Source organism: Streptomyces sp. NPDC048248 (genome assembly GCF_043201875.1).
Taxonomy (GTDB): Bacteria; Actinomycetota; Actinomycetes; order Streptomycetales; family Streptomycetaceae; genus Streptomyces.
This window is the reverse complement of sequence record NZ_JBICZL010000009.1, coordinates 133,631-154,528: the sequence shown is the minus strand read 5'-3', so window position 1 is coordinate 154,528 and position 20,898 is coordinate 133,631. Positions and strand designations below refer to the sequence as shown.

15 protein-coding genes are annotated in these 20,898 nt (G+C 69.3%); 2 read left to right on the top strand and 13 right to left on the bottom strand.

Annotated elements, in window-relative coordinates; all coding sequences use genetic code 11:
• From ACGFZW_RS20960 to ACGFZW_RS20900, 13 genes are all read right to left on the bottom strand, one after another.
• The gene (locus tag ACGFZW_RS20960) at positions 1-528 is read right to left on the bottom strand and encodes a phage baseplate assembly protein V (RefSeq protein ID WP_393894663.1); all 528 of its coding nucleotides are present in this window, start codon (positions 526-528) and stop codon (positions 1-3) included.
• A gap of 51 nt (positions 529-579) precedes the next feature.
• On the bottom strand, positions 580-1,722 hold the full coding sequence (locus tag ACGFZW_RS20955) for a hypothetical protein (protein WP_393894662.1): 1,143 nt from the start codon (positions 1,720-1,722) through the stop codon (positions 580-582).
• Positions 1,715-2,101, bottom strand: a complete 387-nt coding sequence (locus ACGFZW_RS20950) for a hypothetical protein (protein WP_393894903.1) — start codon at positions 2,099-2,101, stop codon at positions 1,715-1,717. The genes ACGFZW_RS20955 and ACGFZW_RS20950 overlap by 8 nt, the downstream gene beginning before the upstream one ends.
• Positions 2,098-2,763, bottom strand: coding sequence for a hypothetical protein (locus ACGFZW_RS20945; RefSeq protein ID WP_393894661.1), 666 nt, complete (start codon positions 2,761-2,763; stop codon positions 2,098-2,100). The genes ACGFZW_RS20950 and ACGFZW_RS20945 overlap by 4 nt, the downstream gene beginning before the upstream one ends.
• Complete coding sequence (locus ACGFZW_RS20940) at positions 2,760-3,476, bottom strand: hypothetical protein (protein ID WP_393894660.1); 717 nt, start codon at positions 3,474-3,476, stop codon at positions 2,760-2,762. Before ACGFZW_RS20940 ends, ACGFZW_RS20945 begins: the two co-directional genes overlap by 4 nt.
• A gap of 22 nt (positions 3,477-3,498) precedes the next feature.
• On the bottom strand, positions 3,499-10,323 hold the full coding sequence (locus ACGFZW_RS20935; protein ID WP_393894659.1) for a DUF4157 domain-containing protein: 6,825 nt from the start codon (positions 10,321-10,323) through the stop codon (positions 3,499-3,501).
• Positions 10,320-10,679, bottom strand: coding sequence for a hypothetical protein (locus tag ACGFZW_RS20930; RefSeq protein WP_393894658.1), 360 nt, complete (start codon positions 10,677-10,679; stop codon positions 10,320-10,322). The genes ACGFZW_RS20935 and ACGFZW_RS20930 overlap by 4 nt, the downstream gene beginning before the upstream one ends.
• Entirely contained in the window at positions 10,670-12,712 is a 2,043-nt protein-coding gene (locus ACGFZW_RS20925; protein WP_393894657.1) for an ATP-binding protein, read from the bottom strand. Before ACGFZW_RS20925 ends, ACGFZW_RS20930 begins: the two co-directional genes overlap by 10 nt.
• A gap of 6 nt (positions 12,713-12,718) precedes the next feature.
• Complete coding sequence (locus ACGFZW_RS20920; protein ID WP_393894656.1) at positions 12,719-13,867, bottom strand: Pvc16 family protein; 1,149 nt, start codon at positions 13,865-13,867, stop codon at positions 12,719-12,721.
• Between the two features lie 118 nt (positions 13,868-13,985).
• A complete protein-coding gene (locus ACGFZW_RS20915; RefSeq protein WP_393894655.1) occupies positions 13,986-14,741 on the bottom strand; it encodes a hypothetical protein in 756 nt (251 codons plus the stop codon).
• The gene (locus ACGFZW_RS20910; RefSeq protein ID WP_393894654.1) at positions 14,734-15,486 is read right to left on the bottom strand and encodes a hypothetical protein; all 753 of its coding nucleotides are present in this window, start codon (positions 15,484-15,486) and stop codon (positions 14,734-14,736) included. The genes ACGFZW_RS20915 and ACGFZW_RS20910 overlap by 8 nt, the downstream gene beginning before the upstream one ends.
• Positions 15,487-15,566: 80 nt before the next feature.
• Positions 15,567-16,091: a phage tail protein gene (locus tag ACGFZW_RS20905; protein ID WP_393894653.1), complete on the bottom strand. Its 525-nt coding sequence runs from the start codon at positions 16,089-16,091 to the stop codon at positions 15,567-15,569.
• A 31-nt stretch (positions 16,092-16,122) separates the two neighbouring features.
• Positions 16,123-17,970, bottom strand: a complete 1,848-nt coding sequence (locus ACGFZW_RS20900; RefSeq protein WP_393894652.1) for a phage tail sheath family protein — start codon at positions 17,968-17,970, stop codon at positions 16,123-16,125.
• Between the two features lie 721 nt (positions 17,971-18,691).
• Between ACGFZW_RS20900 and sucC the strand changes: the two genes are divergently transcribed.
• Entirely contained in the window at positions 18,692-19,870 is a 1,179-nt protein-coding gene (gene sucC / locus ACGFZW_RS20895; RefSeq protein ID WP_393894651.1) for an ADP-forming succinate--CoA ligase subunit beta, read from the top strand.
• Between the two features lie 21 nt (positions 19,871-19,891).
• Positions 19,892-20,776 carry a succinate--CoA ligase subunit alpha gene (sucD, locus tag ACGFZW_RS20890; RefSeq protein ID WP_393894650.1) on the top strand — a complete coding sequence of 295 codons (885 nt, stop codon included), beginning with the start codon at positions 19,892-19,894 and terminating at the stop codon, positions 20,774-20,776.
• The last annotated feature ends 122 nt before the right edge of the window (positions 20,777-20,898 follow it).

Sequence of the window (20,898 nt, the reverse complement as noted above, 5' to 3'; positions counted from 1 at the left end):
CTATCGCTTCTTGGGCACGGTCAACCGGCCCTCGTTGATGTCGACCTGGTCGCCGACCAGTGAAATGGACGCCCCTGCACCGTTGTTGATCTGCACGCCCGCCGCGTTGATCCGTACGTACGCACCGCCCGGTGCCTGCAGCAGAATCCCTTCCTCCGGCACATCGGACAGCACGATCTTGTGATGCCCCTGCGTCTCGATGACCACCGGCTCGGCACCGGCCCGCGCCCCGGCCTGCGCGTCCACCGGCAGCTCGGCCTCGGCCCCGTACCAACAGCCCGTCCACACCGGGAAACTGGGATCCCCCTGCTCGAACTCGATCCACACGCCCGCGCCCTCGCTCGGGATCACGTACTGGCCCGCCTGCGCGCCCGTGAACGGGAAGCAGGGCATGGCCCAGGTGGACACCTCGTCGCCGAGCACATCGGGCACAGAGGCGGTGATCCGGCCGATCCGCATCGGATCGTTGTTGCTCGCCACCCGGCCCCGGAACTTGCCGAGGAAGCGATTGTTCGATGCTGGCGCCATGCGGGCTGCTCCTGGTCGTGGTGCGGGGTCTGGAAAGGATGAGGTACGGGGCTACGGCCGGACGCGGTCGCTCCGGGCGATCAGCCCCTCCCGCGACAGCGTGAAGTTCTGCTGGTAGGACCCCGGCCGGAGATTGTGCGTCACGCTCTTCACGTAGTAATCGCCGTCGTACGTGACCCCCGCGCCCCGCACGCCGACCAACTCCCGCGGCCGCAGCAGGTATCCGTGCCGGTTCACGTCCAGCTGCCCCGACCCGCTGATCGCATCGGCACTGGTGGCCGCGCGCCCCAACGCCTCCGCCTTCGCCAGGGCCTCATCCTTCTTCGCGGTGCCCGTGAGCGTCCTCCGCTTCAATGCCGGGGAGGCCCGCCGCCCGAGCGGCGGCCTGAGGGGACTGATGTCAGGCTGCGCGAGGAGCGGGGCCCGCCGCGTCACGGGATCCTGCACCCGAGCCTGCGGCTCCTCCCGGGCCGTCCCGTCGTAGGCGAAGGTGAGCTGATCAACGGTCGAATTCACATCCATGTTCACGTTCAGCGCGTGCTGCCGCTGCCCGAGCCGCTGCTCCGGCCCCCAGAACGCGGTGGACCGTCCGGGAACGGGCCCGGGGTCGAGGTAGAAGGTGTAGCCGTTGGCCCTCGCCAAATCATTCACATACTGCAGATCGGTCCCCGTCTGGTAGTCCACCCGCAATTGCTCCCGCGGAGGCTGCGGCACCTGCTCCCGAATGATCCGGGCGTCGATCCCGTAATCCGCGTACTTCGACAGAACCCTCTCCACACGCTGCGAAGGCGCAAGATTCGGATACCGGTCGGTCCGCTCCTCAAGGTCCATGAGAAGACTGAGATCCTCACCCGTGACCGTCAGAGTGGTCTGCCCGGGCTGATTACTGGCCCCCACCTCCTGCCGCACGATCAGCCCGTCCAGCAGCACCACGGGCGTCCCCTTGACCGCGACGGTGAGAATCACCCGCGTCTTGGGATCGAAGAACCCCTCGGGCAGCAGCCGCTGAATAATCGCGCCCTTCTTCGTCAGGTCAAACGCGAGCTGGAACCCGCTCCGCTCACCCGCAGTACTGGTGATCTGGGCGGACAGCAGCGCCTCCGTCACCTCCTGCGGCACCAGCCGCGCCAACTTGGGCCCCATGTAGAGCGACACATGAATGGGCCCGCCGCCCACGGGCAGATCATCAGCCATTCCGCACCCCCGGCCCACCCATGCCACCGGGGAACCCACCGGGCAACGGCACGGCTATCTCCTCACCCGGCTCATCGGTCAACTCCCGGGGCCCGAGCACCGGGTTGGCATCCGCGATCCGCCACCACTGCCCCGAGTCCCCGAAATACCGCTGCCCGAGATGATCGGCCCGCTCCCCGTCACTGACGATGTGCGGCACGGTCTCGTCGTCTCCGTGCTCCAGCGGCGGCAACAACCTCCGCTTGGCGTACTTCACTTCACTGCCGTCGGCCGCCCGATGCACCCCGATCTCCACATCGTGATACCGACTGCTCCGCGGATACGGATGCGCCCCCGGCACATCGTCCAACGCACTCTCATACGGCTCGATCACGCTCAGATCCCTCCCCCGAGCCCAAGCTGCGCCAGGCTCCCGCCCCGCGCCCGCCGAGCCAACTGCTCCTTCTGCGCGAGGTGGGCGAGATACAACTCGGCCCCCCGATGCCCGGCCGGCAGGTCGCTGACCGTCAGAATCTTCATGCCGATACTGAGCGAGGCCCGAATCGGATTGAGATTCACATCGAACGCCGACTCGTTCACCGACAGCTCTGTGAGCCTGACCGGCATCACCCGCTTGCTCCCCCAGGTGAACAGCGTCAACGGCATCTCGATCGGACTGATCTCGATGGTCCCCTTCTTGCTCAACTTGGACGCGGCCCTCAACTGAGCGGTAGTCGGCTGCACGAGCATTTCCAGCACGGCAAGTTGAGGGTGAATCCCGTCAGGCGCGGCAACATCGAGCTGGTCTGTCGCATCAATCTCGGCGGTGAACTTCCACGACTCCTGCGCCGGCCCCTTCAGCCGCAGAGCCTCGTTACGGTCGCCACCACTCCCGCCTCCGCCACCACCACCTTCTCCACCGGCGGCTTGAGGCGCGACGGAACGCTCCAGCGTGTCCGGGTTGAACTGCAGCACGATGATGCGCTGGGGGGTGCCGCGCTCGGGGTCGACGATGACTATGCCGGAACGGATGGGCTTGGGGATGTCGGCGTAGCGGGTCACAGGCGGGCCTCCAGACGCTGGGTGAGTTCCGTGTAGTCCCAGTCAGGGAAGAGGCGCGGGAACAGCTGAAGCATTGTTGTCAACTGATTCCTGACATCTTCGAAGTCTGGATGTCCGATCGTGATTCCTTGGGTGAAGAGGTACTGCCATCCCAGGGTTCCCTTGGTGATGGCTAGTTGTTCCATGTAGTCGGTGTAGGTGAGGTCCAGGGGGACGTACTGCCGGGTCCGAGTCTCGACGCTGGTCAGCTCCATGTCGTAGTACCAGATCTCCAGAGGATCGACCTCGGGTTGGATACGGATAGCTGCGAGTTGGCCCAAGGCTGACAACGGGGTGTCGTCGATGACGCGCCACTGTGTGAAGAACTCTCTCTCGTCCTCCGTGGAACCTTGCCACGCCAGGTCAGGCGGGTGCTTGAGAAGAGCGGTGAACAGATCAGTCACTCGGAACTCGCCGCTGAGCCCGGCGGTGTCGGACGCCTGTCCGTGGTGCCAGAAGTTGGCGAGCTCGGAGATGCGGGGGCTGCCCACGCAGAGTCGATCGCTGAGCTGCACACCCTGCCAATCCGGGAGATAGGAAAACAGTGCAGGCGCCTCACTGAATTTTTCCCCGAGATCTCCTGTTGTTGAGCGCTCCACTGTGAACTCGGGGCAGTCGAGGAGCTCCATTTGTGCCTGCAAGAGACGCTGTTCGATTCCTGTTGGGGTGCGCATAGATTTCACTCTCTATCTCATGCTAGTCGTCGTATGACAGGCGATTCTCTTGCTCCGCTACGGCAAGTGCCACCATCCCCGAGGCGAAGTCACGAATCTTCTGCTTGCGTTCCGTCGGCAAGCCGTCGAGCCGTTGGGTAAGTTCCGTGGTGTTGCTTGGCTTGGCGGTAACCGGTGTTCCGTCACCCAGATGCCCACGGACGTATTCGACCGCTTCGGCGAACGCGGGCGAGATATGGAGCATGCGTATCATCCGTCGGGCCGTGTCGCGCTTGATGCGGACCAAACTGCGTTGGCCTTGAGGCTGGGGTGGCTTCTCGAGCGGCCCGACGGAGAGGGCCAGAGGTCCGCGATTGACGGGCTGCTTCTCCCCCCACTTTCCGGCGCTGCGATTGTATTCGTAGGTGCCCCAGGTGGCTGAGATCGAATGCGGAAACCCCTTTACCGGCCCGGTGTGCCACGTCAAATCCATCTTGTACCAGACCATGCGCAATTTGTCGTCCCGTGTATCATCCTTGCGCTGCATTTCATCCTCGGGGAACCGCTCGATGCCCCGCTTGAAGGCCGGGTTGTTTACGACGTTGCGGGCAGGTACAAGGTTGGATCCGAGGAATGGTCCTCCCAGCTTTTCGGTCAGTAGGTGCATCCGCACCCACCGGGTGCTGGCGTCGGTGTTGAGGTCGTGCTTATTGAGGTAACGGAAGCCAATGGGTTCATGAACCAGTCTGGAGTGGGCCTTCTGGCCGTTGGCTTTCGCGAACTTCGCGTTGAGGAATTCGGCTTTGAAGTTCTTGGCGAGCACGCCGTTCGTGAAATTGGGTATGCGGGGGGACGGCAGATCCGGGTCCGGTTCATTCTTGAGGTAGTCGGTGTGTTCCTTGTAGTCGTTCGTATCGAGATCTTCGGCTTTTGTGTATCCGGGGGTCACCGGGGCCTGTGGATTGAGCTTGGCAGTAATGGTGAAATTAGGGCTGCCGGACTTGGTGAGGCTAGTGAGCTGGTACCAGCGACGTAGTCCTGCGAGCAGGTTCCGGTGGGCGGCCGGTTCCATCCCTTTCTCCAGCCGCTTACGGATTAGGGGTCGGATCCGGGCGATGATCTTCGCCAGCCGCTCGGCTTTGGATTCCTCCTCCTTTTTCTGCCTGTCCTTGTCCGGCTTGGATTTGGGCCTGCCCGGCCCGCGCTTGTCGGGGCGAGGCCTGGGCCTCCCCGGGCCCTTCTTGCCGTCCTTGGGTCGGGGCTTGCGAGGGTCGCCGCGGTCCGGCCTCGGTCGACGCTTGCTGTCGTCGTCCTTGCCGTCCCGGGGCTTCTTGCCTTCGGCGTCTTTGCCCTTCGGCTTGGTCGGGTCCTTCGGCTTCGTGGGGTCGTGATCCTTGGGTTTACCCGGCCCGCCCTTGTCGTCCTTCGGCCTGGTGGTGTCGGGCGTGTCCTGGTCGCCCTTCGTCTTGTTCGGGGCCTTGCTGTCCGTGTCCTTCGGCTTCGGCATCGCGTCCGGGTCGGGCTTCGGCTTCGGCTGGGGCTCCGCCTTGGGCTTGGGCTTCGGGGCCGGAGTCGGGCGCGTGTCCTGCTTGTCGGGGGTGTCCCTGTCGGTCTTCGACCGGCCGGGCTTGCCGGGGCCGTCCTGGTCCTTGGGCCTGCCCGGAGCGTTTTTGTCGGACTTGGGCTTGCCCGGGGCGTCCTGGTCCTTGCCTGGGCGCGTCTCCTTGTCGGGAGCCTTCGTCGTCGGCTTGTTCGGGTCGGCCTTCGGGGACGGCTTGGCGTTCGGCTTGGTGTCCGGGCCTGTGCCCTTGCCCGGCTTCGGGAGGGTGGAGGTGGGGCGGGGGGCTTCCTTGTCGGCCTTCGGCTGTTCCTTCTTGCCGCCCTTGTCGTCCCCTGCGCCGTCCTTCTTCTTGTCGCCCTTCCCGCCCTTGTCCTTCTTGCCGAGCTTCGCCGCCACCGCCTTCAAGCGGCGGCCCACCTTCGCGACGTACTTGCCGATGCCGTTGAGGAGGGCCTCGTAGGCCAGTTCCAGGAGGGCGACGATGCCGGCCGCCACCGCCTTCGCGAAGAGGACGCCCGCGCCGCCCTTTCGAACCGCCTTGAGCCAGTCGAGGACAGCGCCCATCGCGCGGAGGATCTCGCCCAGGGCGCCGATCGCCGTGCGGATCGCGTCGATCACGGCCATCACCCAGCCCGCGCCGGGGATCAGCTTCGCGATGACCTTGGTGATGACGATCTCGCCGATGATGAAGGGGAGCTGGGGAACGATCGCGTCCCAGGTCTCCTTCACGATCTTCTCGAGGGTGAAGCCACCCTTGATGAGCTTGTCGATGATCGCCTTCGGGATGCCGATGATCTCTTCGATCTTCGACTGGAACCATGCCTTGACCGCGTTCTTGACCTCGCGGAACAGGTGGTTCTTCGCGCCGTCGACCGCCGAGTTCTTCGCGCCGCTCAGCCAGCCGCCCGGATCGTCCATGAAGTCGACCGCGATCATCATGAACTCACCCAGCGCGCCCAGGAGTTTGGACGCGTACTCCAGAACCGTCCTGATCGCGTCCACGACCGCCTTGATGACGTCCATGAGCATCTTCTTCAGGACGTTCAGGATGTTGCTGAGGAGCTTGGCGATGCGGTTGAGGAGGTCGGTGATGATTTTCTTGAGGAGAGTCGCCAGCTTCGTGACCAGGGCGATCGCCGCCGCGATCAGGTCCGTGATGAACTTCCTGATGCTGTTGGCGAGTTCGATGATCGCCTTGACCATGTTCTTCGCGAACTCGATCAGGTCATTGATCAGGGTCTTGATCGTGTCGACGATGAACTTGCGCGCCTCGTTGATCCAGCGCTCGACGTTCTCCTTGAAGTTCTTGATGAAGTTGACGACCGCGTCACGCGCATCCCGGATGACCCGCACGATCGCGTTCTTGATCTCACGGACCTTTTCCTTGATCCAGTCGAAGGCCTTCGTGAGCCAGTTGCCCGAGTCGTCGGCCGCGGTGTCGGTCTTCTTCTTGGCGTCCGTCTCGGCCTTGTCGCCCTTGTCCTTTATTTTCTTGTCGCTGTCCTTCTTTTCCTTCTCCGTGTCGTCGTCGGTCTTCTTTTCCCGGTCCTTGACGTCCTTACGGACCTTGTCGCGCTTCTCCGATTTTTTCGTGCCGAGCTTCTTGAGCTCCTCGTCCTGCTCCTTGCGCCAGTCGCTGCGCTCCGACGAGACCTCCGACTGGGCCTTCGTGCGCTCGCCCGTCTGCTCCGCGGTGTTCTTGGCCACCTCGCCGGCGACCTGCTGCTTGTGCTTCGCCTGCGACTCGCGGAAGCCCTTGTCCTTGGTCTGCCGACCTTCGGACACCCCCTTGTGGCCCTTGCTGAAAGCCTGTTGGAACTGCGGCTTCCGGTCATGCTCGGCCACGGTCGAGGCCGCCTCCGCGGGGACCGCGCCGGTCGACGCCTTCCCTGTGCGCACCCCGCCCTTGCCGCCCTCGCCGCTGGGCACCTTGCCCTTCAGCTCCTCCTTGGGGGCATTGGGGTAGACCTGGTTCTCGCCCATCGGGCGCCCGGCGTCGTCACGGCCCGTGGTGACGGCGTCCTGGCCCTTGGCGTCGACCGCCTCGCCTTGCTCACCGGCCTTCTCGTCGGCGGCGCCCTGCATGTTCACGCCCGGCGCGTTGCCCGCCTGGGCCTGCTTGAGGGCCTCGTCCTTCGTCGGCAGCCCCGCGAACTTGGCGGCCAGCTCCTCCTTGTCCACCTTGAAGCCGAGCTTCTCCGCGACCCAGCCGACACCGAAGCCGAGGGCCATCTTGAAGGTGTCCCAGCCGCCCGGCTCCTCCGCCTTCTCCGCCTCGATCTGGCCCTCGGGCTTCTTCTCGCCCTTGACCTCGGCCTTCTCGTCCTTGGGCGCGTCGGACTTCTTCGCCGGATCCTGGGAGTACTGCGCCGCGGCGTCCGCCTTGGGCTTTCCTTCCAGGGTCTGGGGCGCGCCTGCCGGGCGCTGCATGTTCGGCGGTGCCTGGGCGAGCTGCTTGTGCTCGTCGCCGACCGTGCGGTCCACCGAGCCGCCCACGCCGCCCATGGCCTCAAGCGCCCTATGGGGCTTGAGCTTGGCAGCCGAGGACAGGCCCGCTTCGGGAGAGACCTGTGAAAGGTTCGGCGCGGGGCCCGAGTCCTTCTTCTTCCCCTTGCCCGGTGCGCCGCCCTTGCTGCCTCCGCCGCCTCCACCGCCGCCGCGCGGCGCCTTGGGCGCGGGGGCCGCCTTGGGCGTGGCGGACTTGGCGCCCGGCTCCTCCTTCGCCCCCGGTTCTTCCTTGGGCGCCTTCGACGGCTGCGGGTTCTCCTTCGGAGCGGGCGCGGGACCCTTCGCCGGTTCCTTGGCGGACTCCTTCGCCCCTTGAGAGTCCGCCCCCTGGGAGTTCGCGCCCTGGGAGTTCGCCCCCTCCGAGGGTGAGTTCTGCCCGGCCTTCTCCGTCTCCGAGGACGACGTGTCGCTCTGCGCGCCCGTGGACGCCTGGCTGCTCGCACCACCCGGCGTATCAGCGTTCGAGCCACCCGAGACATGTGTATCCCGCGCGGGCGACGGCGACTTGCTGTCCTGGCCGGTGTCACCGCCCTTATCGGACGTGTCGCCGTCGCCTTGGCCCGCGGTGGCCGGTTCCGCCTTCTTCTGGCCGTCGTTCTTCTGCTCGTCCTTCTTCGGCTCGTCGCCCTTGCCGGCCGTCTCAGGTGCCGCGGACCTGCCGCCCGCGGCCTGCTGGGACTGCTTCTCCTGGGCGCCCCCGGCCTTGTCGCCCGCGCCCTTGGCGCCCTTCTCCTCCTTGGCGGCGGTCTCCTTCGCCTCGCCGCCGCCCTCCGTCCTGCCCGGTGACTCCTGCACCGCCTTCTGCGCGGCGACGGGGCCCGCCTTCGGGTCGTCCCCGCTCTTCGGGTCCTTCGACGGCGCGCCCGCGCCCGGCCGGGAGTCGGCGACGCGCTCCGCGTCCGGGTCACCGGAGAAGGCGTCGTCGGGCCCGCCCTCGGTCTCCACCGACGGTTCGGACTCCAGGGGCGCCTCGGCCTCGGCCTCTTCCGGCTCGGCCTCGGCCGCTTCGTCCTCGGCGTCCTCCGCGTCCCGCTCGGCCTGCACCTTGTCGGCCCTGGTCGGCGGGGGAGCGGGGAAGGAGGGCACCGCCTGGGCGGCGGACGAGGACGGATCGAGTGTCTCCGCCGTCGGCACACCGGATACGTCGAGGTCCTGCTCGGGGAGGAAGTCCTCGGGCTGGAGCTTGGTGTCCCAGGCGCTCTTCTCGGCGCCGCCGACCTCCACCTCGGACGCGCTGCCGGAGCCGAACGGATCATCGTCTACGGCCTCTTCCGGGCCGTCGAGGTCCTGGTTGCGTACGCCGTCGAGCCTGCTGGTCCTGCCGGGCAGTTCGGTGTCCCTGCCCGCCGCGGTGGGGGAGCCCTCGGGCTGGTCCTTGCCGCCCTTGGCCTCCTGCCTCACCGGCTGGCCCGCGGCGTGCTGCTCGGCGGCTCCTGGGCGGTTCTTCGCCGCGGACTCCTCCTGGCTCGCGACCGCTGCGCCCTGCTGGCCGGCCTCCTCCTTGCCCGCCGCGCCCTTCTTGTCTTCCCCGCTCTTCTTGTCCGCGCCGTCCTTCTTGCCTTCGCTGTCCTTCTTGCTCTCCTGGGCACCCTCGGACTTCTGCTGACCGTCTTCCTTGCCGCCCTCGGCCGCCGCGCCCGACGAGTCCTTCTCCTCGGAGGCCTGGCCTCCGGCGGAACCCGACTGCTCCTTCCCGGCGGACGACGCACCGTCCTTGCCTCCGCCTGCCGCGGACTCCTGCTTGCCGCGCGGCGCGCCGCCCCCCTGCGGAGTGCTCCCGCTCTGCGGCGTACCGCCGTTGCGCGGCGTACTGCCGGGCGTGACCGGCGCCTCGGCCCGGTCCTTCTCGGGGCCCGGCGCCACGGCGGGCTTCTCCTGCCGGGCCCGGTCCTCCTCGGCCGTGCGTCGCTCGCTGTCCCGCTCGATGCGCAGTTCGTCGGCCGCGTCGGGCTCCACCGCCGGGGCATCCTGCGCCGCCCACTCGGCCGTATCGGCCCCGAGGTCACCCTGCTCCTCGATCTCCTCGACCAGGTCGAGCACCCGGTCGTGCTCCGAGCCGAGCAGCCGGTGCTCCAGGCGTACGAGTACGTGCTCGCGCAACTCATCCGGCAGTCGGGCCAACTGGATGCGGGTGCGCTTCGACAGGTCCTCGGGGTCCCCCCGCAGCGACCGGACGATGCCGTTCGTCATGCGGTCGACCAAGGTCGCCGGGTCGATCTGCTCCAGCCGCATCCGGTCCGCATCCACCGTCGCGTACCGCAGCCACCCCGGCGTCGCCTGGCCCTCCTCGACCTCTGCCGCGGGCTCCTCGCGTACCGATTCCCGCAGCGCCCCCAGCACCGAATCCTGCGCCGCCGACTCCGCCTCCCGCTCGATGGATTCCTGGGGGAGGGATACGGACCCCAGGTCGCGCCCGGCCCGCAATGCGCCCAGGCCGTGCGGGTTCTGGACCGTGTGCAGGAGTTCGTGGGCGAGGAGTCGCTGGCCGTCGGCCGTGCCAGGGCGGTAGGTGCCCTCGCGGAAGAAGATGTCCTGGCCGACGGCGAAGGCGTCGGCGCCCATCATGTCCGCGAGCTGTCCGGAGTCACGGTCGGTGTGCAGGCGGACCTGGCTGAAGTCGTGGCCGAGCTGCTCTTCGAGGTCGCGGCGGACGCTCAGGTCCAGGGGCTGGCCTGCGCCGCTGACGATGTCCTTGGGTTCAGGGGTACGGGACTTGGCGTTCCGTTCCCTGCGCTTGCGGCGCTTTTCCGCGGCGGTGGACCGGCCGTTGTCCTGGGTGGGGGAGTGGGACGTGCTCATCGGGACTCACCTCGTCCCATGAGGCCGGCGTGGACCGAGCGGGCCAGGGCCTCGCCCAGGCGCGCCGGTGAGGTCGTACGCGGTAGCGGCGGCAGGCCCGCGAGCTCGTCGAGGGATACCGGGGAGCCGTCGGCCGCCAGGGGAACGCCGCGTTCGTGGACCAGGCGGGCCAGCTCGCGTTCGAAGGACGCCGATACGCGGTCCGGGTCGACGCGGGCGTCGAAGCCGTCCAGGACCAGTTCACCGATGTCGATGCGGAAGGTGCGCGGGGGCTCGGCTGCTGTTGCCGGGCGGGGCATCACGCCGCCGTCCGGCCCGTCGGGGCGGGCATGCCCGCGGTGCTCGTTCAGACCCATCCGTGGACCTCCGACGGCGTCAAGGAGCGTTCCAGCTTCAGGTACTCGGTGCGTGCGGCCGCCAGCATGTGGCGCATCTGGAGGCGGTCGCCCTCCTCGGCGGCGAGGAATGCGCCGGAGAGCGCGATGTTGCGGATCGAGCCGCCGGCGACGGTGAGCTGGGCGAGCAGGGCCGGGTCGATGCCCTTGGTCGGGGCCTGGGCGGGCAGCACCCGGCTCCAGATCTCCGCGCGTTCCTTCTCGCCGGGGAAGGGGAAGTCGACGACGAAGCGGATGCGGCGCATGAAGGCGGAGTCGAGCGCCTTCTTCATGTTGGTGGTGAGGATCGCCAGGCCCCGGTACGCCTCCATTCGCATCAGGAGGTAGCTGACCTCCAGGTTCGCGTACCGGTCGTGGCTGTCCTTGACCTCGCTGCGCTTGCCGAAGAGGGCGTCCGCCTCGTCGAAGAGGAGCAGGGCGCCGCCGCGTTCCGCCGCGTCGAAGACGCGACTGAGGTTCTTCTCCGTCTCGCCGATGTATTTGCTGACGACCTGGGACAGATCGATGATGAAGAGGTCGAGGCCGAGCTCCTTGGCCATGACCTCCGCGGCCAGCGTCTTGCCGGTGCCCGAGCCGCCCGCGAAGAGGGCGGTGACGCCCAGGCCGCTGCGCAGCGCCTTCGCGAAGCCCCAGTCCTGGTAGACGGTGCTGCGCCGGCGTACGTGCGCCACGACCTCCTGGAGGATCCTCAACTGCCGCTCGGCGAGGACGAGATCCCGCCAGCCTGCCCGTGGCTCGATGCGCCGTCCCAGCTCGTCCAGGCCCATCCGCGCCTCGGTGAGGCCGGCCTGCCAGGCCAGCTCCCCGGCATCCGCGGCGTCCGCGCCGGGCAGATCGCGGCGGACCGTCGCGGCCGCCGCCCGTACGACGTGGGGCGGGAGCTGGAACTGCGCTACCAAGGACTGTAGGTGACGGGCCGTCACCTCAGGAACGTCGGCGAAGGCGTCGGACCACAGGCCCAGCTGCTCCTCGGTGTCCAGCTTCGGTACGGTCACCCGCGCGCCGCGCGGCTGTCCGGTCTGCCTGGGGTCCGGGCTGGAGACGACGAGGGGTACGGCCGTGCCCGCGATGAACGCGTCGGCGGCGGCGTGCTGGTCGCGGTCCATCTCGCCGACCTCGATCAGGAGCGCGGCGGGCAGCAGGATCGCCTCGCGCTGCCAGAGGCGGGCGAGGCGGTCGCGTTCGGCGGCGTCGGTCGGTACGTCGTCGGCGGCCATGGAGTACAGACCCAGGCCGGAGCGGCGGGCCGCGGTGGCCGCGATGTCCGCGCGCGTGCGCAGATCCCCGCCGACCAGCTCCACGCGCAGCGGCGCGTCCGGCCCGGTGCCCGCCCAGCCCGCCGCGACCCGTGCCGCGGCCCGTTCGTGCGAGAGGGGCAGGCTCCCGGGAGCGGAGGTGCGACGCAGCAGACCGTGCAACTTGGCGTCCAGATACGGGGAGCCGACCAGGAAGTGCAGGATGCGCTCGTCCAGGCGGAGCCGGCTGGTGGTCAGCCGGGTCTCGTCGTCCAGTTCGATCAGGCGCCAGCGGCGCAGCGGTGCGACGGGGGTCAGCGCGCTCCAGTGCGGTGCGCCCAGGGCGGCCAGTGCGAGGGAGAAGGTGGGGTGGGTGCGGCTCGGGTCGCCGCTCGCCGCGGCGCAGCGGGCGCCGGTGGTCGGATCGAGCTCGGCCGCGGCGGCCAGCAGCACGATCTCCCGCTCGAAGGGGCTCAGGCCGAAGCAGGTGGTCAGTGCGTCGAGGGTGGGGAGCGGGTCGTCGGAGTTCTCGGGGGACGGCCCGGACGGTGCGGGCCCGGGGTCTTCCGACGGGGTGCCCGGCACGTTCGTGCGGGCACGCGCGGCGTGGGCGTCCAGCCGAACCAGGACGGAACGCAGCGCGGCGGCAAGCGCGGCGCCGTCCGTCTCCCCGCCGGCCCCGCTGCCCGCCGCGCCGCCGTTCGCCGCATCCGGCCCGTTGCCGCCGCCCATGTCCTTCTCCGCCCCCGTGCCGCCCATCGCGCCTCAGCTCTCCTTGCCGTCGTCCGTGCGGGCCGCTCCGTCGGTGGGACCCGCACCGTCCGTAAGGTCGGCGTCCGCGCGGCCCGCCTCGTCCGTACGGCGCGCAGCGCTCGTACGGGGTCGGCCGCCGCTCTCCCGCTTGGACCCGCCCGCCGCCTTCGACGTACGCGAACGGGCGGGCGCGGCCCCCGATGCGCTGCCGCCACGGCCGCCTGCTGCACCGCCTTCCGCTTTCTTCACGGCACGTGTGCCGCCGGCGCGGGCGCCACCGGACGATGCGGCCTTCGCCACCGTGGACCGCACGTTGGTGGTCGCACCGTCGTGGGTGACGGGCTTCGCACCGGCCGCCTTCGAGCCGGAGGCCCCGGTGGTCTCGGTGGCGGATGCCTCGGCCTCGTCCGGCTTCGCGTCGGACGCCTTCGCCTCGGAACGCGCGTCCGGCGCCTTCACCCGGGACGGGTTCGTGCCCGCCGGCGTGCCCTCGGCCCCCGCCGTCGTGCCCTCGTCGGCCTGCCCGGGCGCCGGCCGCTCCGGGGCTCCCGGTGCCCCGAACGGCAGGACCTTGACCTCCGGCTTGCGGACCGGCTTGGCGGGCGCCGGCCTCTGGTGGCCGTCGAGCAGCACCAGCGACGCCTGGTAGACGACCGAGAGCGAGTACGGCGTGTTGTGCAGCATGCCCCAGAGCTTGGAGGTCTCGTCGACGTCCATCTGGGTGGGCGTGAAGCGCACCCGCTGCAGGGACTCGGCGAGGTCGCTGCCGTCCAGATACGGCCGCTGCGCCGCCTCCTCGATCAACTCCTTGGGCAGCACCGGGATTTCGTGCAGCGTGCGCACCACGCTGCCGATCAGCCGCTGCCCGACCAGCTCGGTCTCCTCGCCGTACGCGCTGATCACGAAGTGCAGGTCCAGTGCCGCGGCGGGGCGCTTGAGCAGCGTGCCGTCGGAGGCGCGGGTGGCGAGGTCGTTGTTGCGCATCGAGGGGTTGTGCGTGACCTGGTAGAGGAAGACCGTGATCGTCGGGTCCGTCGGCGGATCGGCCGGCGGCTTACGGGTCTCCACCGAGACGGCCATGTCGATCTCGGGGTGCAGATTGTGCTCGATCAGCAGGGCAAGGGCCTGTGTGACCGTCGCGACGGCGAGTGCGTTGCTCATGAGATCCCTCCCTGTGAAACCTGCGAAGTCGTCGTCGAACGCACCGTCGTCAAAGCCCCCGTCACCCTCACCGTCAGGCCGCCCTCCGCCGGGCCGTCCCCCGTCATGTCGCTCCCCGTCACGTCGTCCTCTCCCCGCGCGCCAGATAGTCCGCGAGGCTCAGCGACGGCTCCCTGCGCTCGGTGCGCCCCGCCCGGCCGTCGGCAGGACGCTCCGCTCCGGCCGCGCTGACCTCCAGCCGCCCGATCTGTACGTGCACCACCCGCTCGGCCGCCCGCGGCCCTCGCCGCCCGGCCGCCGCCCGCGCCGCACCGCGGGCCGCCGGCACCTCGTCGGTCCGAGGTCGCAGTGCCGGAGCCGCCGCGAGGGGAGCCGCAGCTCTGCCCTGAGGGCGGGGCACTGCCGCCGTCCGGCCGAAATCGTCCGCCTCGGACGCCCGCGCCGCGGCCCGCCGCTGCGGACGGACCGCGTCGGGCGACGAGGTGCGCGACGCGGGAGGCAGCGGCGCGGTCGGCCGCAGCAGCTCGGCCGAGGGCCGCAGGGGCCGCTCGGCACCGTCCGGCCCGTCCTCGCGCGCGCTCCGGGTGCGCAGCACGGTCTCCCTGTCGGTGGTCCTGATCTCCCGCTCGTACCGGACCCGTTCGCCCTCGAAAGGGGTCGCCCGGGGTGCCTGCGGGAAGAGTGGCGCCGGTTCGTCCGGCTCCGTGGGCGCGCCCCGCAGCGCCTCGACACGCTCGAACGGGCCCGGGAGGCGCGGCTGTACGAGGACGCGCCGGGACGCCTCCGGGCGGTCGCCGGACGCCGCCGCGAAGGGGTCGGCGGGCGGCGGCGGTAGGTGCCGCGCCAGCAGCCGGCCGAAGTAGTCGTCAGACATCCGCGCACAGCTCCAGGTAGTAGCGGCGCCGCAGCGGGCTCAGCGCCAGGATCTGGGGCTCGCTCCAGCCGTAGGCCGAGGCGAGCAGATGGACGTCGAGCATCACGTCCCGTGCCCAGGCGTCCAGTTCGGTCCACAGGTACGCGGCGATGTCCAGCTCGGCCGGAGTGGCCGCGCCGCACTCGGGACAGGCGACGTTGAGCGTCACCTCCGCCGTCGGGTCGGCCTGCTCGGCAGCCTCGGCGAACCGCTTCAGCACCGCATCCGGCAGCCGGGACAGCTCGTCCCGCTCCACCGCCCGGCCGCCCCGTACCGCCGTGAGGGCACAGCGGGCGCCCAGCAGTCGCCGGGCGTCCTCCGCGTCGGCGGCCCGGGACGTGATCGCGTCGAGGTCGGCGGGGCTGGGCAGCCGGAACTCCAGCGACCACTCGCCCTCCGACACCCGCAGACCGCCCTCGGGCAGCCGTGGCCGGGCACCGAGCCCGGCCGCGTCGAGCTCGAACTCCATCGCCTCCCCGCAGTCCGGGTCGGCGCAGCCGATCGTGACCTGCATGCGCTCGCCGAACAGCGCCCGGCGCAGCGCGAACAGGTCGGCGGCCCGCTCCCCGAGGGGCACCGACAGCAGTTCGTCGGTGCCCGCCTCGGGACGGGCAGCCCGGTGCAGCAGCAGAGCCCGGCCGCTGCCCTGCTGGGCCAGTCCGGCCTCCCAGGTGGCCAGCAGTTCCGCGGGCCCGGTGACCGCCATTCCTCACCTCATCCGGTGCCGTCGTGCCCCGCGCACGCGTCAACGCTGCGCACGCGGTGTGTTCCGCCGCAGAAGCGGACTCACGCCGGATGCGTGAACGACGGCTCCTGCGGCTCCGGCACCTCGTAGTCCCGCTCCCAGCCCTCGCACTCCAGCTTCAGGCTCTGGATGGCGACGGCGTTGGCGTTGGCGTCCATCTCGCCCAGCACCTGGTACTCGCTCGGCCAGGCCCGGTAGATCTTGTGCGAGACGGCGACCTGCCCGGCCTCGTTGAGCACCTGGATGACGATGTCCTTGCGGAAGTCGGCCAGCGACACCTCGGAGCCGAGCCCGGCGCCGACCTGCCAGACCTTGTTGGCCCAGCGGTCGAACTCCGGGTCGTGCGTGACACCCCGCTCCAGGGTGATTCCCTCGAACTCCGAGCGGCCCGGGGACTTGCGCGGCGAGCTGGGGTCGCCACCGTGGCGGTGCTTGACGACCTCGGTGGTGCGCTTCAGCGGGCTGATCTTGCTGATGCCCGCGACCGTACGACCGTCCCACAGGACCAGGAACTTGAAGTTCTTGTACGGGTCGAAGCGATGGGCGTTGATCTGAAACTCAGCCATCGGATTCCTTCGGTTCCATTCCTTCGGGTTCCTAGATGTCGAACTGGCCGGCCATCTGCTGGATCTTGACGATGACGAACTCGGCGGGCTTGACCGGCGCGATGCCGACCACGACGTTGACGATGCCGCGCTCGATGTCCTCGTCGGTGGTGGTGTCCTTGTCGCACTTGACGAAGTACGCCTGGCGCGGGGTGCCGCCCTTGAACGCGCCCTTCTCGAACAGCGCGTGCAGATACGCCGAGGCGTTCAGCCGGATCTGCTGCCACAGCTGCTCGTTGTTCGGCTCGAAGACGACCCACTGCAGACCCCGCAGCAGGCTCTCCTCGACATGCAGGGCGAGACGGCGGACCGGGACGTACTTCCACTCGCTGTCCAGCGCGTCGGAGCCCTCCAGGGTGCGGGCGCCCCAGACCAGCGGGCCCACCATCGGGAAGGTGCGAAGGCAGTTGATGCCCAGCGGGTTGAGCAGGCCGTTCTCCCGGTCGGTGAGCTTGACGGCGAGCGAGTGGACACCCGCAAGCCGCGCCTCGGTGCCGGCCGGCGCCTTCCACACCCCGCGCTCGCTGTCCGTACGGGCGATGACCCCGGCGACGGCGCCGGAGGGCGGGAAGGACCGCAGCCGCCCGGTGAGCGGGTCGGTGAGTTGCAAGTGGGGGAAGTACAGGCCGGAGTGGTTGCTGCGGACCGGCTCGAAGGCGGCGATCCCGGCACGGGCGGCGTCCACGCTGCCCCAGGCGGCGGGCGCGTCGACGAGCAGGAAGATCCGCCGCTCCCGGCACAGCCGCTCGGCCGCGGAAAGGACGGTGACCATGTCGTCGGTGGACTCGTACGAAGCGAGCTCGGGCAGCGCCAGCAGATTGACGTCGTGCACATCGCGCAGCGCCTGCAGGCCGCTCTTGCGGGCCTCGCTGCCGATGATGTCGCGCGGGCCGGGCGCCTCGCCGTCCTCGCCGCCGCACAGCGGGAAGACCGGCGGGTTGACGGAGGCTTCGAGGCCCAGGTCGTTGGCGCACTCGCCGATGAAGCGCACCACGTCGTCGGGGTCGGTGGAGCCGGCGACGACCTGGAGGCGGCGTCCGAACGCGGTGACCTGGGCGCCCGCGAAGGCGTGCTTGCCCGGGGCGTCCGGCAGAGCGCGCAGCTTGTGCTCAAGCAGCAGCGCGAGTTCGGTGACGTTGCACGGCGCCTCGCCGTCGCAGTCCGGGTCGTAGAGCGTGAACTCGCGCTCGACCTCGCCGATCTTCACCGTCAGATCGACGGTCAGTTCGGGCAGCTCGTGGTGGAAGGCCTTGGAGACCGTGCCGGACGGGTCCGGGCGGCCCTCGCCGACGACGGCGACGCGGATCAGCGACGACCCGGCGTTGATGATCGTCTCGGCGTACCGGCCGTGGTCGGCGTCCATCGACAGGCCGGTGAAGGACTCGCGGGCGGTGCCGCGGGCGTCCAGGACCTGGAGGTTGAACGTCTCGTCAGGGCAGGGGGTTTCGTGGTCGACGGCCACCCGCAGGCCCGAGCCCCAGACGCCGGGCTCCTTGGCGTGCACCTCCAGCACGGGGCACTCGCTGTGGCCCTCGGTGGACTCCAGGGTGACGTGCGCTTCCTTGCCGCTGCCGGCCTTGGCGACCCGGACGATCACCGCGACGGTGCCGCCGTTGCCGAAGAACTGATGGACGGCGTAGGCGACCGGGCTCTGCGAGGTCAGCCCGCCGAAACGGCGCTCGAAGTCGGCGAAGCTGGTGATCCGTACCGGCTGGTTGAGCGGACCGCGCCGGGTGTGTCCGACGAAGGCGGTCACGGACGTGGTGACGGTGGTGATGCTTCGGATGCTGCTGGGAAGCTCTTCGACATAGACGCCGGGATAGGTCGTGTGTGTCGGCATTCCCCCTCCAATCCCTTCAGGCACCGAGTGCGTGGACACCAAGAAATCCGGGAATGCCCGGAAAGAAGGGGAGGAGAGGGTGCGGAAGAGCCCACGGCCGCCCTGTGCCCGCGGTCGTGCATCCCCCCACCACCCATCAAGTTCCCCCGTCATCACCCGGTGCGGAACGGTCGGCCGACCGACCTGCACGGGTCCAAGCCCAAGCTTGTGACTCCTGATGCGTAAGTGCTCAACGCAGTCTCCGACGCTGACAGTTGGAGGGTCAAGGGGCCTTTCAGGACACCCCGTTGGGAGCTCTTGTGAGAATGCGTTGCACGTTCTTCCCACACGGATTCCCTCACCTCCTCAACCGGAATCACGCGAGAAGGGGCGCTCGGGGACGTACCGGGAGGAGCGCCCGAACGGCGTGCGGCGGGGGAGTGCACGGCGCGTGACCCCGGCGCCGCCGGACTCTCCGGCCGTCGTCGAAAACCAGCCGGGGGCCGACGCGGGCGGAAGTCGGCCAAAAGATCTGTGACTGTAATCACCGCCGGAGTGTGATCTGCGATTTAGGGACCTCGGTGCTGCGGCGATAACCTGCGGGACGGACATGCCGCGTATTCGGACACCGTGTACGCCTCCCCTGTGACAGCGCCGTCACGTTGCCCTTCGCGGCACGCCCATCGCAGAGAACGACCCGCGATCACTACGGCGATTCTGAAAAGACAAGGGACGGACGCGCGTGGACCTGTTCGAGTACCAGGCGAGGGACCTCTTCGCCAAGCACGGTGTACCGGTGCTGGCCGGTGAAGTCATCGAGACGCCTGAGGCGGCGCGCGAGGCCACTGAGCGGCTGGGCGGCAAGTCGGTCGTCAAGGCGCAGGTGAAGGTCGGCGGCCGCGGCAAGGCCGGCGGCGTCAAGCTTGCCGCCACCCCGGACGAGGCCGTCGCCCGCGCGACGGACATCCTCGGCATGGACATCAAGGGCCACACGGTCCACAAGGTGATGATCGCCGAGACCGCGCCGGAGATTGCCGAGGAGTACTACGTCTCGTACCTCCTCGACCGCACCAACCGCACCTTCCTCGCCATGGCGTCCGTCCAGGGCGGCATGGACATCGAGGAGGTCGCGGAGAAGACCCCCGAGGCCCTCGCGAAGGTCCCGGTCAACGCCGTCGAGGGTGTCACGATCGAGAAGGCCCGCGAGATCGTCGCCCAGGCGAAGTTCCCGGCCGAGGTCGCCGAGCAGGTCGCCGAGGTCCTGGTGACGCTGTGGGAGACCTTCGTCGCCGAGGACGCGCTCCTGGTCGAGGTCAACCCGCTCGCGAAGGTCGCCGACGGCCGCATCATCGCGCTGGACGGCAAGGTGTCCCTCGACGAGAACGCCGACTTCCGCCAGCCGGAGCACGAGGCCCTGGAGGACAAGGCCGCAGCCAACCCGCTCGAGGCTGCCGCCAAGGCCAAGGGCCTGAACTACGTCAAGCTCGAGGGCGAGGTCGGCATCATCGGTAACGGCGCCGGGCTCGTCATGAGCACCCTGGACGTCGTCGCCTACGCCGGTGAGAACCACGGCAACGTCAAGCCCGCCAACTTCCTCGACATCGGTGGCGGCGCCTCCGCCGAGGTCATGGCGAACGGCCTGGAGATCATCCTCGGCGACCCGGACGTCAAGTCCGTGTTCGTCAACGTCTTCGGTGGCATCACCGCCTGTGACGAGGTCGCCAACGGCATCGTCCAGGCCCTGGAGCTGCTCAAGTCCAAGGGCGAGGAAGTCAACAAGCCCCTGGTCGTGCGCCTCGACGGCAACAACGCGGAGCTGGGTCGCAAGATCCTGTCCGACGCCAACCACCCGCTGGTCCAGCGTGTGGACACCATGGATGGCGCGGCCGACAAGGCCGCCGAGCTCGCGGCTGCGAAGTAAGGGACGAGGGACACCACAACCATGGCTATCTTCCTCACCAAGGACAGCAAGGTCATCGTCCAGGGGATGACCGGTGCCACCGGCATGAAGCACACCAAGCTCATGCTGGGTGACGGCACCAACATCGTCGGTGGCGTGAACCCCCGCAAGGCCGGCGAGAGCGTCGACTTCGACGGCACCGAGGTGCCCGTCTTCGGCTCCGTCGCCGAGGCGATGGAGAAGACCGGCGCCGATGTCTCCGTGATCTTCGTTCCGCCGAAGTTCGCCAAGAGCGCCGTCGTCGAGGCGATCGACGCCGAGATCGGCCTGGCCGTCGTCATCACCGAGGGCATCGCGGTGCACGACTCCGCCGCCTTCTGGGCGTACGCGACCAGCAAGGGCAACAAGACCCGGATCATCGGTCCGAACTGCCCCGGCCTGATCACCCCCGGTCAGTCCAACGCCGGCATCATCCCGGGCGACATCACCAAGCCCGGCCGCATCGGTCTGGTGTCCAAGTCGGGCACGCTGACCTACCAGATGATGTACGAGCTGCGTGACATCGGCTTCTCCTCGGCCGTCGGCATCGGTGGCGACCCGGTCATCGGCACCACCCACATCGACGCCCTCAAGGCGTTCGAGGCGGACTCCGACACCGACCTGATCGTGATGATCGGTGAGATCGGCGGCGACGCCGAGGAGCGTGCGGCCGACTTCATCAAGGCCAACGTCACCAAGCCGGTCGTCGGCTACGTCGCGGGCTTCACCGCGCCCGAGGGCAAGACCATGGGCCACGCCGGCGCCATCGTCTCCGGCTCCTCCGGCACCGCCCAGGCGAAGAAGGAGGCCCTTGAGGCCGCCGGCGTCAAGGTCGGCAAGACCCCGTCGGAGACCGCGCGCCTGGCGCGCGAGATCCTCGGCGGCTGATTGCGCCTCCCGGCACCGCCGGACCCCGTCCGGCGCATACGGCCGCGGGGGCGGGCCCCCCCCCGGGGGGGGGGGCGCGGGCCGGGGGGGGGGGGGGGCGCGGGGCCGGCGCGGGAGAGGGT

Bases quoted from the DNA above. Each gene is read 5' to 3' on its own strand.
- ACGFZW_RS20955 (WP_393894662.1), bottom strand. From the start codon at position 1,722: ATGGCTGATGATCTGCCCGTGGGCGGCGGGCCCATTCATGTGTCGCTC.
- ACGFZW_RS20930 (WP_393894658.1), bottom strand. From the start codon at position 10,679: ATGGGTCTGAACGAGCACCGCGGGCATGCCCGCCCCGACGGGCCGGAC.
- sucD (WP_393894650.1), top strand. From the start codon at position 19,892: ATGGCTATCTTCCTCACCAAGGACAGCAAGGTCATCGTCCAGGGGATG.
- ACGFZW_RS20935 (WP_393894659.1), bottom strand. From the start codon at position 10,323: ATGAGCACGTCCCACTCCCCCACCCAGGACAACGGCCGGTCCACCGCC.
- ACGFZW_RS20905 (WP_393894653.1), bottom strand. From the start codon at position 16,091: ATGGCTGAGTTTCAGATCAACGCCCATCGCTTCGACCCGTACAAGAAC.
- ACGFZW_RS20940 (WP_393894660.1), bottom strand. From the start codon at position 3,476: ATGCGCACCCCAACAGGAATCGAACAGCGTCTCTTGCAGGCACAAATG.
- ACGFZW_RS20900 (WP_393894652.1), bottom strand. From the start codon at position 17,970: ATGCCGACACACACGACCTATCCCGGCGTCTATGTCGAAGAGCTTCCC.
- ACGFZW_RS20960 (WP_393894663.1), bottom strand. From the start codon at position 528: ATGGCGCCAGCATCGAACAATCGCTTCCTCGGCAAGTTCCGGGGCCGG.
- ACGFZW_RS20915 (WP_393894655.1), bottom strand. From the start codon at position 14,741: ATGTCTGACGACTACTTCGGCCGGCTGCTGGCGCGGCACCTACCGCCG.
- ACGFZW_RS20910 (WP_393894654.1), bottom strand. From the start codon at position 15,486: ATGGCGGTCACCGGGCCCGCGGAACTGCTGGCCACCTGGGAGGCCGGA.
- ACGFZW_RS20925 (WP_393894657.1), bottom strand. From the start codon at position 12,712: ATGGGCGGCACGGGGGCGGAGAAGGACATGGGCGGCGGCAACGGGCCG.
- ACGFZW_RS20920 (WP_393894656.1), bottom strand. From the start codon at position 13,867: ATGAGCAACGCACTCGCCGTCGCGACGGTCACACAGGCCCTTGCCCTG.